At 30.1% G+C, this 12,613-nt stretch carries 14 protein-coding genes; 7 read left to right on the top strand and 7 right to left on the bottom strand.

All coding sequences use genetic code 11. From position 1 onward, the window contains the following. Window positions 1–4: 4 nt before the first annotated feature. Together M9Q43_RS02325 and M9Q43_RS02320 are read right to left on the bottom strand one after the other, a co-directional pair. A complete protein-coding gene (locus M9Q43_RS02325; RefSeq protein ID WP_262317364.1) occupies window positions 5–871 on the bottom strand; it encodes a DUF58 domain-containing protein in 867 nt (288 codons plus the stop codon). 77 nt (window positions 872–948) lie between these two features. Next, a complete protein-coding gene (locus M9Q43_RS02320; RefSeq protein WP_262317363.1) occupies window positions 949–1,953 on the bottom strand; it encodes an AAA family ATPase in 1,005 nt (334 codons plus the stop codon). Between the two features lie 177 nt (window positions 1,954–2,130). Between M9Q43_RS02320 and M9Q43_RS02315 the strand changes: the two genes are divergently transcribed. Further along, window positions 2,131–3,003, top strand: coding sequence for an aldo/keto reductase (locus tag M9Q43_RS02315; RefSeq protein ID WP_262317362.1), 873 nt, complete (start codon window positions 2,131–2,133; stop codon window positions 3,001–3,003). 72 nt (window positions 3,004–3,075) lie between these two features. Continuing rightward, window positions 3,076–4,215 (top strand): ATP-binding protein, encoded by a 1,140-nt coding sequence (locus tag M9Q43_RS02310; protein WP_262317361.1) that lies wholly within the window; start codon window positions 3,076–3,078, stop codon window positions 4,213–4,215. 337 nt (window positions 4,216–4,552) lie between these two features. Here M9Q43_RS02310 and M9Q43_RS02305 read toward each other — a convergent pair whose 3' ends face one another. From M9Q43_RS02305 to M9Q43_RS02290, 4 genes are all read right to left on the bottom strand, one after another. Then, the gene (locus tag M9Q43_RS02305; RefSeq protein ID WP_262317360.1) at window positions 4,553–5,197 is read right to left on the bottom strand and encodes a response regulator; all 645 of its coding nucleotides are present in this window, start codon (window positions 5,195–5,197) and stop codon (window positions 4,553–4,555) included. 64 nt (window positions 5,198–5,261) lie between these two features. Continuing rightward, complete coding sequence (locus M9Q43_RS02300) at window positions 5,262–7,268, bottom strand: ATP-binding protein (RefSeq protein WP_262317359.1); 2,007 nt, start codon at window positions 7,266–7,268, stop codon at window positions 5,262–5,264. Window positions 7,269–7,313: 45 nt separating this feature from the next. After that, window positions 7,314–7,490 carry a hypothetical protein gene (locus M9Q43_RS02295; protein WP_262317358.1) on the bottom strand — a complete coding sequence of 59 codons (177 nt, stop codon included), beginning with the start codon at window positions 7,488–7,490 and terminating at the stop codon, window positions 7,314–7,316. A gap of 21 nt (window positions 7,491–7,511) precedes the next feature. Next, a complete protein-coding gene (locus M9Q43_RS02290) occupies window positions 7,512–7,721 on the bottom strand; it encodes a hypothetical protein (RefSeq protein ID WP_262317357.1) in 210 nt (69 codons plus the stop codon). Between the two features lie 156 nt (window positions 7,722–7,877). Between M9Q43_RS02290 and M9Q43_RS02285 the strand changes: the two genes are divergently transcribed. Together M9Q43_RS02285 and M9Q43_RS02280 are read left to right on the top strand one after the other, a co-directional pair. Then, window positions 7,878–8,612, top strand: coding sequence for a metallophosphoesterase (locus tag M9Q43_RS02285; RefSeq protein ID WP_262317356.1), 735 nt, complete (start codon window positions 7,878–7,880; stop codon window positions 8,610–8,612). A 39-nt stretch (window positions 8,613–8,651) separates the two neighbouring features. After that, window positions 8,652–9,149 carry a DUF6646 family protein gene (locus M9Q43_RS02280; protein WP_262317355.1) on the top strand — a complete coding sequence of 166 codons (498 nt, stop codon included), beginning with the start codon at window positions 8,652–8,654 and terminating at the stop codon, window positions 9,147–9,149. 48 nt (window positions 9,150–9,197) lie between these two features. On the opposite strand, the gene M9Q43_RS02275 is transcribed toward M9Q43_RS02280, so the two are convergent. After that, window positions 9,198–9,572 (bottom strand): hypothetical protein, encoded by a 375-nt coding sequence (locus M9Q43_RS02275; RefSeq protein ID WP_262317354.1) that lies wholly within the window; start codon window positions 9,570–9,572, stop codon window positions 9,198–9,200. Window positions 9,573–9,664: 92 nt separating this feature from the next. Here M9Q43_RS02275 and M9Q43_RS02270 point away from each other — a divergent pair, with 92 nt between their 5' ends. The 3 genes from M9Q43_RS02270 (at window position 9,665) to M9Q43_RS02260 (ending at window position 12,388) form a co-directional block, all read left to right on the top strand. Continuing rightward, a complete protein-coding gene (locus M9Q43_RS02270; protein WP_262317353.1) occupies window positions 9,665–10,240 on the top strand; it encodes a PhnA domain-containing protein in 576 nt (191 codons plus the stop codon). 425 nt (window positions 10,241–10,665) lie between these two features. Continuing rightward, the gene (locus tag M9Q43_RS02265) at window positions 10,666–11,367 is read left to right on the top strand and encodes a carboxypeptidase-like regulatory domain-containing protein (protein ID WP_262317352.1); all 702 of its coding nucleotides are present in this window, start codon (window positions 10,666–10,668) and stop codon (window positions 11,365–11,367) included. Window position 11,368: 1 nt separating this feature from the next. Further along, on the top strand, window positions 11,369–12,388 hold the full coding sequence (locus tag M9Q43_RS02260; RefSeq protein ID WP_262317351.1) for a transglutaminase domain-containing protein: 1,020 nt from the start codon (window positions 11,369–11,371) through the stop codon (window positions 12,386–12,388). Window positions 12,389–12,613: the final 225 nt, after the last annotated feature.

Below are 12,613 nucleotides of genomic sequence, written 5' to 3'. Positions count from 1 at the left end.
TTTCTTAATTACGCGCTTTAAAATAACCTAATAATTTGGTTACATAGCTTTCATCTACTCTCGAACTAATCGTTCCTGCTCCACATTTTGAAAAAATATCCTTGAAATAATTTACGTTTTCACGATAGTATTTTTCGTAATCCATTCGCACTTTATTTGATGTCGTATCGACCAAAAGTGTTTCTCCTGTTTCAGCATCAATCATATTTACAATTCCAATGTTTGGAATGCTTTCTTCTCTTTGATCAAAAACACGAATTCCGGTTACATCATGTCGTTTTGAAGCAATTTTTAGCGTGTGTTCGTAATCTTTTGTCATAAAATCGGAAATCAAAAATACAATTGCTTTCTTTTTCAAAACGCTAGATAAATATTTCAACGCTTGTGATAAATCGGTTTTTTTACTTTTCGATTCAAATTCGATTAACTCGCGAATGATTCGTAAAACGTGCGATTTTCCTTTTTTAGGCGGAATAAACAACTCGATTTGGTCCGAAAATAAAAGCAAACCAATTTTATCGTTGTTTTGCGTTGCCGAAAAAGCTAATGTGGCAGCAATTTCAGTAACCATATCGCGTTTTTGTTGGTTTTTTGTACCAAAACTTTCCGAACCCGAAATATCCACAATTAACATCATAGTTAATTCACGTTCTTCTTCAAATACTTTTACAAAAGGTTCGTTATAGCGAGCAGTTACATTCCAATCGATAGCTCTAACGTCGTCGCCATATTGGTATTGACGTACTTCTGAAAAAGTCATTCCGCGTCCTTTAAAAGACGTATGATATTCTCCCGAAAAGATGTGATCACTCAATCTTCGGGTTTTGATTTCAATTTTTCGAACTTTCTTTAGAATTTCTTTGGTATCCATTTTTATTTTGTTTCAGGTTTCAGGTTTTTTTGTCTCAGGTTTCTATAACTTGAAACTTTTAAACTTGAAACAAAAAATTAAGGCACTTCGATTTCGTTAACTATTTTGCTGATAATGTCTTCTGTGGTTACATTTTCGGCTTCAGCTTCGTAAGTGATTCCGATTCTGTGACGTAATACATCGTACACAACAGCACGAACATCTTCTGGAATTACATAACCTCTTCGTTTTATAAAAGCGTAACATTTAGCAGCAGTTGCTAAGTTGATACTTCCACGTGGTGAAGCACCAAAACTGATTAATGGTTTTAAACTTTCTAATTTATATTTTTCTGGATAACGCGTTGCAAAGACAATATCTAATATATATTTTTCGATTTTTTCGTCCATATAGACTTCTCGAACCGCTTCTTGTGCTCTTAAAATTTGCTCAATAGAAACTACTTGATTTACTTTTTCGTAAGCGCCTTTTAGGTTTTGACGAATTACCAAACGCTCATCTTCCATTTTTGGGTAATCGATTACGGCTTTTAGCATAAAACGATCTACTTGTGCTTCTGGTAATGGATAGGTTCCTTCTTGATCCACCGGATTTTGAGTTGCCATTACCAAGAATGGTTTGTCTAATTTGAATGTTTCGTCACCAATTGTAACTTGCTTTTCCTGCATGGCTTCTAACAAAGCGGATTGCACTTTTGCTGGCGCACGATTGATCTCATCGGCTAAAACGAAGTTGGCAAAAATAGGTCCTTTACGAATGGTAAAATCGTTTTGTTTTACGTTGTAAATCATAGTTCCAACCACATCGGCTGGTAATAAATCGGGTGTAAACTGAATTCGACTAAATGAACCGTGAACTGCTTGTGACAGCGTATTAATTGCTAAGGTTTTTGCTAATCCAGGAACACCTTCTAATAAAATGTGTCCTTGTCCTAATAATCCAATTAATAATCGTTCTACCATGTGTTTTTGACCCACAATTACTTTGTTCATTTCCATGGTAAGTAAGTCGATGAAAGCACTTTCTCTTTCTATCTTTTCATTGATTGCTCTAATGTCTAACGTCGATGTATTTTCTTCCATTTTAAGGTTTAATTTGGTGCTGTGAAATTAACAACATTTTTTAACACCGCAAATTGTGATTTTTTTTAATTTTTAGTTGTTAATATAGCGTTAAAAAACATTAAAAAAAGTAGTAATTGTGAGTGTTTTATGATTCTATTTTATAATTTTAAGAAAAATTTCAAAAAACAACCTACTATGTCAGTAAAATTATCACCTATAATTGCCGGAGTTATGAATTGGGGTGTTTGGGATAAAAACCTTAACACAAACGAAATGAATCACTTAATTAATCTTTTTTTTGAAAACGGAATTACGTCATTTGACCATGCCGATATCTATGGTGGTTATACAACGGAAGCTGATTTTGGAAAAGCTTGGGCAGCTTCAAAATTAGACAGAAATAAAGTGCAATTGATTTCAAAGTGTGGAATTCAATATGTTTCTGAAAATCGTCCGCAAAACATAGTAAAACATTATAATTACTCTAAAGACTACATCATTTGGTCGGCTGAAAATTCGCTAAAAAATCTTCAAACTGATTATTTAGATGTGTTTTTATTGCACAGACCAAGCCCTTTACTACAAGCTGATGAAGTTGCTGAAGCAGTTGAAAAACTAAAATCTGAAGGAAAAATATTGTCTTTTGGCGTTTCAAATTTTACACCATCACAAACGGAATTATTACGTCAAAAAACGGAAGTTTCTTTTAATCAAATTCAATTTTCGGCAACCAACTACCAAGCGATGTTAGACGGAAGTTTAGATTATATGAAATTGCACAAAATAACACCTATGGCTTGGAATCCGTTAGGAGTAGTTTTTAGAGAAAATACTGAACAAACCCAACGCTTAAAATTACTTTTTTCTAAGTTAGTAGATAAATATCATGTGGGTTCAGACTTGATTTTATTAGCTTGGATTTTACAACATCCCGCAAACATTTTACCCGTAGCCGGAACTATTAATGTGAGTCGTATTCAACAATTAATGAAAGCAAAATCATTAGTTTTAGACTCGCAAGATTGGTTTGCTATTTGGACTGAAAGTATGGGAAATAAAGTGCCTTAAAAAAGTTATCAGTGTTCAGTTTATAGTTAGCAATAACTAATTACTGAACATCGAATACTGAATACTGTAAAAATGATCAACAAGCGCCTTCTTATCAAAAATTTATTAGCTCACAACGATGAGAATAGTTTTTATGATAAAAAACGTCAGTTAAATTTACATACAAAAGAAGGAAAAGCAAAGTTTTTAAAACACATTTGTGCACTTTCTAATTCAAATCCAAGCAACAATTCTTATATTGTAGTTGGAGTTGAAGATGCAACTAATGAAATTGTAGGTGATGACTTTTTTGATGATAGTCGCATTCAAAATTTGGTAAACGCTTTTTTAGAAAATCCGCCAAAAATTCAATACGAGAATGTCCCTTTTCCAAGTTTACCAAAAGATAAAGTGGTAGGTTTGGTTACAATTAAACCCAAATCGAAAACTTCGTATTTCAAAAAAGGAATTCACACTATAGTTGCCAATAGTACATTTGTTAGGCGAGGCAGCAATACTTCGCCAACTACAGAGAAAATTCCGTATTCAAAACAGAATATTGAAACGGTTATTAGTTTAGAAAACAACTCCCGAAATAGCATTTCCTATACCTTAGAAAGTGTTTTAGATTTTATAAATAACAGACACAAGGATTTAGAATCAAATTATAAAGTTTTTAAAGAGCTTTTTGTGGTTTGCTGGGCCGGAAACAAGAAAAAAGTACGCGATAAAATGTACTATTCGCGCGTGGATATTGAATTGGTAAACGAACAAGTTAAATTGTTTTATTCCGCTTTAGATGAAGTGAGTATTGCCTTTGATGAAGATTCTTTTTCAATTACCGAATATGTGAGTTTGGGATTAAATGATAAAACCAGCTTTTATCCACTAGAAAAAGTCTCCATTCATTTTTTTGACAATGGTTATTACAAAATTGACACGCAGCTATTGTTTGACCCTCCACAATACAACAAAAAAATGTTGCATCACATTTATAATGCCAATAATGCTATTTTGGTTAAACTTCTAAAAGGTGTTGTTTTACAACCTTCTGAAAAAAGAGATTTGGTCAATGTGCCTCACACCTTAATGATTTGTTACCTGAATGGTTTTGAAGATGCCAAACAAAAACTAATTGATGCCAAACCTTATTTAAAAGCATTTGACAATCCTTTAGTATACGTATCTTTTAAAGAAGTAATGCGTATTTTGAGAAAAATGAAATACGATTAATAGAAATTATTCTTACTTCTTTTAAAGAAAATAAGCATTAAATAGGAAACAAAAAGGGCAACTCCCATTATGTAAACTAATTTAAACTGTACACTATAATCGAGTGTGTTAAAGAATGTTGATTTTTCTTGAAAAAGTGTATAATACGTTAAATCAACGATGGCGTAAATCCAGATTAGGCTAAGGATTAACAGGGCGATAACTATTTTTGTATATAACTTCATTTTCTTTATCATTTAGAATATAAAGTTACACACAGACTAAAGATTTATTGTTACAGATTTTCTGTACATTTTCAATTTTTTTTTCCAGTGTTTTGGGCGTTTCTTGAAAAATTTTAGATTAATCCGTGCTTTTTAGCTTCGCGAATGATGTCTTCGTCGCTTCCTTTTTCTATTTTGAAGTAGAATTTTATCTGTGCTTTGCGCTTATCTATTGCACTTATTGACAAATTCATGCGTTGAGGTAAATTTTTAGTTTTTACACCTTCAGCTAAGAGTGTAATTAGCTTTCTGTTGTTTTCATCTAAAAATGAATTTTTTTCATGTAATTCGGCTATATTTTCTATAACCGTTTTACTTGTATAAATATGATTGTTGTATATTTTTTCAAATGCTAATAAAAACTCATCTGCTGTAAAGTCGCTTTTTACTAATAATCCGTTTGGAGCAATATTTCTTTGGATATTATCTAAAATAAAAGCCTCTGCGTGTGAAGTAAGAATTACAATTTTACATTTTGGAAATTTATTTTTGATAAGAAGTGCTAAATCTTCTCCACTTTTAATATTTTTTTCCAAATAAGGTGGCAAACTCAAATCGACAAAAGCAAAATCGAAAGCTTCGGTTATGGGTGTTGTATCGATAATGTTGTAAGCAGATTCACAGTTGTAGGCTGGAGTAGTTGTAATTCGTAAACCTAAATCGTTAAAAGACAATATACTTTTATAACCTTCAATCATTGAAGGATGATCGTCAATCATTAAAATATGGATGTTAGATTTGCCCACGCTATTTTATTTATTTCAAATTTACAAAAATTTTAATTTATAACGGAATTTTTAACTTTATGTTAGTTCCTTTACCTTTTTCAGAAGCTATAAAAATTTCACCTTTCATGGCTTCTGCTCTACTTTTCATGTTTTTTAAACCGATTCCGTTTTTAACTTTTTTTACATTAAAACCAGTACCATTGTCGTTTATTTCTAAATGTAAAAAACCATCATCAACATCGAGTGCTAAACCAATTTTGGTAGCATTAGCATATTTATTAATGTTGTTAAACGCTTCCTGAATTATTCGATAGACATTCATTTTAATTTCAGGACTCATGTTATTCATTGCTTCATCAAAAAAGATATCACAATTGCATTCTGCAGAATATGTTTCTTTTTGATTTTTTAAAAGTTCTTCTAAAATGTTTTTAAAATTACTTTTGTTTATTTCTGATTCTCTGTGCAATTCATGAGAAAATGCTCTAATTTCTTGCTCAATCACACGAATGGAATCAATATGCTCTAATGCTTTTTTGATTGTTTCTTCATCTTGTCTTCTGGATATCGCAAATAAATTTAGTCGTGTACTTGCCAATCTATTTAGAATATTATCATGAAGTTCAAGGGCAATATTTCTTTTTACATTACTTCGAACCTCGTCTATATCTTCTTGATTGTTAAGCATCAATCTATAAATTTCTTCGTTTGATTCTTGTTGCTGTTGATTAAAAACCAATTCTTTGTGCTTGCTTCGCTGATATAAAATAATATATAGTAGAAAACCGAATGAAATAATTAGCAACGACATTATCAAAATAATCTTTCGTTGGTTTGAGAGTGTTTCTTTTTCAGAGATTATTTCGTCGGTTTCAAATTCTATTCGAGCCAGTTTGTTTCGGGTAGCTCTTTCTTGTTTTTGAAGGCTATCGTTTAATTTGATGTAATCTCTTGCATAAGATAAACCTTCTTCAGGAATTAATTTGGTATAAAAATCGAGTGTAATTAACACTTCTTTGTTGTAATGCGATTCTTTGGCTAATTTGTTGGCTTCGCTATTAAGCTGAATTGCTTTAAGCGTGTCGTTTTGAGAAAGGTAATATTCGGTAAGATGAATTCTACTGTTGATTTTTCCATACACATCATCTATTTCATCTCTAACAGCTAATGCGGTTTGAAAATCTTTCAACCCTTCGTTTTTATTGATTTTAAATCGAGAGTAGGCAAAATTATCAAGTAAAGATGTATATAAAACTGGTTGAATTTCTTTGAGATTGTTGATTTTTAATCCTTCTTCAAAAATTTGGCTCGCTTCATTAAATTTGTTAATGCTCAAGTAAACAAACCCAATATTGTTTAAGGTTTGTGCTTGAAATAATGGTTTGTAATTTTCGTCTTCAATTTTTTTAATTTGAAGTAAAGCTTTTTGATGATATTCTAAGGCTTTATTATAATCTCCTAAGCCAGATAAAGAGCTTCCCAAATTAACATAGCATTCATATATTAAAGACTGATCATTGATTTCTTTTGCAATATTTAAAACTTTAATAGTTTCTGATTCGCTTCCTAAAAAATCTTTCTCGTAAAGCAAAATATAAGCCTTATGAAGTATTGTTCTTGCTAAATTAGATTTATCATCCAACTTTTCATATTTTTTTTCTGCTCCTAAATAATAATAGTAAGCACTATCATTTTTAGAAAGAGAAAAATAATAGTCTCCTAAATAATATTCCGCTTTAGCTATATTTAAAGAATCATTAATTGATTCAGAAATATCTAGAATTTTAGTGGTCGTTTCTTTGTATTTATCATATTCTAACAATATGAAGTAACGATTGGCAAGCTTAAAATAGTTTTTGATTTTTATGGAATCATTTTCACTTGCTTCTTGAATGATATTTTTGGCAGAGTCAATATATTTTAGACGAATTTCCTTGTCTAAATTTACATTCGAACTGTTTTCAAAATAAGCATCCAACTTTTTTCGAATAACAGGATTTTTCTCGTTTGAATTACATCCAACGAGAAATATTAAGCCAAATAAAATTATTATCTGTTTCAATTAAAAGATTTGCTTTTGCACAAATTTACAGTTTAAAGATAATAATTAATCGTTTTTTACAATTATTATAGGTGTTCTTGGGTTGGTAATATTTTCTACTTTGATTTTATCTGTTTTTTCAATTTTTAAAGCCATGACTTTTTTAATTGAATCATTTTCTTTGTTGTTTGGCACGTTTGACAAAAACAAAGAACTTACTATTAACAATACTATTGTTTTCATTTTACTATATTTTAAAAGTTATTAATCTTTCTTAGCTATTATTACAGGTGTTCCATCTTCTCTTGAAGTACTATCTACAGTTGTTTGTTCACCTTCTCTAGATTGCATTTGTTGCACGTTTTCTGATAGTTTAATGGCTCTTTCTAAATCTGCATCTTGCTCATCAGTTGAACATGAAAATAATACAATACTAACCATTAATAGACCGAATAATTTTACTGTGTTTTTCATTGGGATTAAATTTTAATTGTTTTGTTATTTGTTTTTTAATTTTAATCTAAATTTTTTATCGATTTTTGCACTATAAAAGTACTAATCGCTTTTATATTCCTGTTACAGATTTTCTGTACATTTTCAATTTTTTTTTCCAGTGTTTATTGAGTTTTTATGAAAAAATTTGTTATTGGAGACATCCATGGAGGTCTAAAAGCGTTACTTCAAGTACTAAAAAAAATTAATTGTGATAAAAATGACACGCTAATTTTTTTAGGTGACTTTGTAGATGGTTGGAGTGAATCGCCAGCCGTTTTAGATTTTCTGATAGAATTACAAAAAAAACAACAATGCATTTTTATTAGAGGTAATCATGATGAACTTCTATTAGACTGGCTATTAGGTAATAACGAAAAATTTGATGAGAAATTGTGGTTTCAACACGGTGGAGAAGCTACTGTGCTTTCCTATAAAAACATAGATAACGAAACCATTAATAAACACGTAACCTTTTTAAAATCTCTTCAAAATTATTATTTAGACGAAAACAACAGATTGTTTCTTCATGCTGGATTTAGCAATATGAAAGGAATAGCGTATGAATATTTTGACGAAACCTTTTATTGGGACAGAACACTTTGGGAAATGGTTATGTCGTTAGATAAAAACCTTGCAGAAGATCATATTTATTATCCAAAAAGATTAAAATTATATAACGAAATATTCATTGGACACACGCCTGTTACACACATTGGAAAAGACATTCCTTTAAATTTTGCAAATGTCTGGAACGTTGATACTGGAGCGGCTTTTAAAGGAAAACTTACTGCAATGAATATTGATACTAAAGAATTTTGGCAAAGCGATTCATTACCAGACTTATACCCTAATGAAAAAGGAAGAAATTAATTTATTTGTATATTTGTAGCCAATTTAAATTTTAATACGATGAAAAAAATTTTAGTAGTAGTTTGCTTATTAGCCGCAGTTCAAATCTCAAATGCGCAAGTTTTTAAAGGAAAAGGAGATACAAAATTCCAAGTTGGAGCTAACATTCAAGAAAAAGGAACTGGAATAATCGCCACTTACGATAGAGGTATAGGAACAAATATGTCGTTTGGTTTTACGTCAATGTATTTATTAGGAATAAAAGAAATTGCTGGAGAAAAACCAAATTTTGATGATCGTTTTGATTTAAGAGCTCGTTTTAGTGCTAATATTGCCGATATTTTTGGTATTGAAGAAAAAGTAGATATTTATCCAGGATTAAATATCGGAATTAAAAATTTTGGAGGCCATTTAGGTGCTCGTTATTTTATTACAGATGGTTTTGGGTTATATTCTGAAATTCAATTTCCAATAGCTCAATATGATAATGATCCTGTTGGATTTGAGAAATATAATAACCAATTTAATTTATCTATTGGAGCTTCTTTCAATTTATAAAAATTGTAAAAATATGTTTATAAAGGAAGTCTAAATGGCTTCCTTTTTTTATTCGGGTTGGAGTAAAATGGTTCTTTGTTGTGGAATAACGTGACAAACATCTGAAGTGACACTAATTACTTCTGAAGTGTACGTTACATACCCCGATTTTGAAACCATAATTGTATAATTCCCTTCTCGCTCATAAGCTCCTGAAAAAATTGGTTCTGCTACATCAAAACTTATCAAGGTTTCAGAATAACTCCCATCAGTGGCTATCACAGAAACACCTTCGCTTAAATACAAATTTGTTTCAGCATCTTTTATAGTGATATTTAAACCAGCCTTTGCTTCTTCAGTACAAGCAATTCCGTTATCCTCTTCATCGCATTGTGTAGCTAATAAAAAAGGCGTTAAAACTATAATTAAGAGTAATTTCTTCATTTTAAGTAGATTTTAATCGAATAATCAAAGATAATTAAATTCAATTTATAACTTTGCTTGCAAAATATTTATTTACGTAATATCCATTCAAAATGAGTGTAATAGAAAAAAAACTGAAAGACCGCAGTGGTTCAGTTTGCGAAATTAGTGGTGCCGAACATGATTTAGTTGTGTACACGTTGCTACCTCATACTGCAGAAAGCTTAGAACATTCGGTTTTAGTTGCAAAACACTTAAAAGACCAAATTGAAAACCCAGAAACTACAGATGAAAAAGACTGGAGAGGCTTATCGGAAAGTATGTGGAGTGAGCATTTACCAGTTCAAATTTTATCTTGGAGAATGTTAGCACGTTTAAAAAATACTGATTTGTTAGATATGATGTACTTAGACGAAGAAGCATTAGAATGGGCAAAAGCAACGGGTGAAGGCGAAGAAGAAGACGAAAACAAAATTGTACATAAAGACAGCAACGGCGTAACTTTATTAGATGGCGACTCAGTTGTATTGATTAAAGATTTAGATGTAAAAGGTGCTACTTTTACAGCAAAACGAGGAGCTGCCGTGCACAACATAAAATTAGTTTGGGACGACGCGAACCTGATTGAAGGTAGAGTAGAAAACCAAAATATTTACATTTTAACACAGTACGTGAAGAAAACGAAGTAATTCTTTTTGTCATTCTGAACTCGTTTACTTCGTCAGTTCGCAAGCTCGGGTCAGAATCTAAAAAGAGAAGCTGAAACAAGTTCAGCTTGACAGAATAACATAGAAACCCTGCAAATTTGATTTGTGGGGTTTTTGGTTTTAGATAATTTTCTGTTTCTACTAAAAAAATTTATTCCTTAAATGCCATATCTATTAAAAAAGCTTCCAACCATGCAGATATATCACCACAACGATAGCGCGGAATTGCATTCCTTGTCCACAAAGTAAAACAACAAAAAAAACTGTAAATAATTGCACTGTCTCAAAAAAGTTGGACACTCTTTTAGGGTGTTTTTATGAAAAGAAAATAAACAATAAAATTATTTACTATTTTTGAGTGGAAAGAGAATGGTTTTAGATTAATTTTAATTTTTTTATTTCAAATCATGAAAGACAACATAAATATTTCTATAAATAAACCCTGCGGTCAAAATTTTGAGAATTTTCAAAGTACTGATAAAGGCGGTTATTGTAATTCCTGTAAAAAAGAGGTTATTGATTTCAGAAATTTAACCGATAAAGAAATTGGTGTGTTTTTTAATAAAAATCAAAATAAGACTTGCGGTGTGTTTTTAGAAAAGCAATTGAAAAGTTATTCTGGAAATCAACTTAATGATAAAAGATCTTTTTATAAAAGTTTGTTTGGATTTTCACTTCTTTCAATATTTACATTGAATGAAGGGTTTAGTCAAACCACTAAAAAAGATACGATTAATTATGAAATAAAAAATACAGAAACAAAAAATTCGAAACAAAGCAAGACGGAACAAGAAATAACTAAAGGTTTTGTTTTTGATGAATTAGGTCCATTAGCAGGTGCAAGTATAACAGTAAAAAACACTAATTTATACACAAATACTGATTTCGATGGAAACTTCATATTCAATAAAAAATTAAATGTAGGCGATATCATAATAGTAAGTTATATTGGTGTCAAAACAAAAGAGTATACAATTTCTGATTTATCTAAAATTAATATTTCCGTTGAATCTTATTTTGATGGCTGCATTATAATGGGAGAAGTTGGTGTAAAAAAAGTGTATAAATCAAAAAAAACATTTTTTCAAAAACTTAAGGATATATTTTAAAATGATAAAATTTAAACTTCTCTTTTTTGTCTTATTAAGTTATTCTTCATTCTCGCAAATCAATGATTTTAAAAACATAAATTTCAACAAAGCAGATAAAATTGCTTATGAACTTAAAGGTGAAAATCTAAACGACTTACCCAAATTATCTCATAACTTAACAAAACTATTATCTAGTGATGTTGAAAAATTTAGAGCTATTTACATCTGGGTATGTACCAATATAGAAAATGATTATTACTTATTTGAGAAAAACACTAGAAAACGAAACAAATACGAAAATGATAGTGTTAAACTTTTAGAGTGGAATAAAGAAATTAGCAGGCAAACATTCAAAAAATTAATAAAACAAAAAAAAACGGTTTGTACAGGTTATGCCTATTTGATTAAAGAACTGTCTAATTTAGCCCATATAAAATGTGAAATTGTTAATGGTTATGGTAGAACAGCTGAGACGGTTTTTTCAAAATCATTTACACCAAACCATTCATGGAATGCAGTTGAATTGAATTCTAAATGGTATTTATGCGATGCAACTTGGTCTAGCGGATTATTTGACTTAAATAAAAACACATTTGATCAGAACTATAATGATGGTTATTTTTTAACTAATCCAAAATATTTTTTGAAAAATCATTTTCCCTTAGACTCTAAATGGCAACTGGTCGAAGAGAAATTAAATTTTGTTGATTTTAAAAGATTTCCATTAGTTTATGATGGATCATTTAAAAATAATTTAATCCCTATTTCTCCTTTAATAATGAATTTTGAAGTTGAAAAAAGCGAAGAGATAATTTTGCATTTAGAAAAGAACAAACCAATTAATTTAGATGCTATTAGAGTTGAATTAGTTTCGGGTAATTATAAAAAAACAATCATTCCAAAAATAACTAGTTTGTCCGATGATATTATTGAGTTAAAATTTGATTTTGATCTGAAGGGTGATTATGACTTACACATAAAAATTAATGAAGATTATATCTCCACTTATGTTGTAAGTATAAATAAGAAAAAGAAATAATTACTTCTTATAAAAATTATTATGCTCCACATATTTCAAAATTTTATGCATTAACATTGGAACTACTTTTTTATTTTTTTTAAAATACAGCTTCTAAGCTAACCCAAACTCTCGGATATCTTGCTGAAATTTTTATTCCGTGCCAGAAAGCAAAAAAACTAAAAAACCCTGCAATTGCAGGGTTTTTCTATATCCAAAAGTAACTAATCACTAATTACTTTTCAC

It is taken from the genome of Flavobacterium odoriferum (assembly GCF_025499515.1).
Lineage (GTDB): Bacteria > Bacteroidota > Bacteroidia > Flavobacteriales > Flavobacteriaceae > Flavobacterium > Flavobacterium odoriferum.
The sequence above is the reverse complement of the archived record's forward strand: the minus strand, read 5'-3'. Positions and strand labels throughout refer to the sequence as shown.

Excerpts from the sequence above, each read along its gene's own strand:
- M9Q43_RS02275 (WP_262317354.1), bottom strand. The coding sequence starts at position 9,572 with ATGAAGAAATTACTCTTAATTATAGTTTTAACGCCTTTTTTATTAGCT.
- M9Q43_RS02265 (WP_262317352.1), top strand. The coding sequence starts at position 10,666 with ATGAAAGACAACATAAATATTTCTATAAATAAACCCTGCGGTCAAAAT.
- M9Q43_RS02285 (WP_262317356.1), top strand. The coding sequence starts at position 7,878 with ATGAAAAAATTTGTTATTGGAGACATCCATGGAGGTCTAAAAGCGTTA.
- M9Q43_RS02270 (WP_262317353.1), top strand. The coding sequence starts at position 9,665 with ATGAGTGTAATAGAAAAAAAACTGAAAGACCGCAGTGGTTCAGTTTGC.
- M9Q43_RS02320 (WP_262317363.1), bottom strand. The coding sequence starts at position 1,953 with ATGGAAGAAAATACATCGACGTTAGACATTAGAGCAATCAATGAAAAG.
- M9Q43_RS02325 (WP_262317364.1), bottom strand. The coding sequence starts at position 871 with ATGGATACCAAAGAAATTCTAAAGAAAGTTCGAAAAATTGAAATCAAA.
- M9Q43_RS02295 (WP_262317358.1), bottom strand. The coding sequence starts at position 7,490 with ATGAAAACAATAGTATTGTTAATAGTAAGTTCTTTGTTTTTGTCAAAC.
- M9Q43_RS02310 (WP_262317361.1), top strand. The coding sequence starts at position 3,076 with ATGATCAACAAGCGCCTTCTTATCAAAAATTTATTAGCTCACAACGAT.
- M9Q43_RS02280 (WP_262317355.1), top strand. The coding sequence starts at position 8,652 with ATGAAAAAAATTTTAGTAGTAGTTTGCTTATTAGCCGCAGTTCAAATC.
- M9Q43_RS02315 (WP_262317362.1), top strand. The coding sequence starts at position 2,131 with ATGTCAGTAAAATTATCACCTATAATTGCCGGAGTTATGAATTGGGGT.
- M9Q43_RS02260 (WP_262317351.1), top strand. The coding sequence starts at position 11,369 with ATGATAAAATTTAAACTTCTCTTTTTTGTCTTATTAAGTTATTCTTCA.
- M9Q43_RS02290 (WP_262317357.1), bottom strand. The coding sequence starts at position 7,721 with ATGAAAAACACAGTAAAATTATTCGGTCTATTAATGGTTAGTATTGTA.
- M9Q43_RS02305 (WP_262317360.1), bottom strand. The coding sequence starts at position 5,197 with ATGATTGACGATCATCCTTCAATGATTGAAGGTTATAAAAGTATATTG.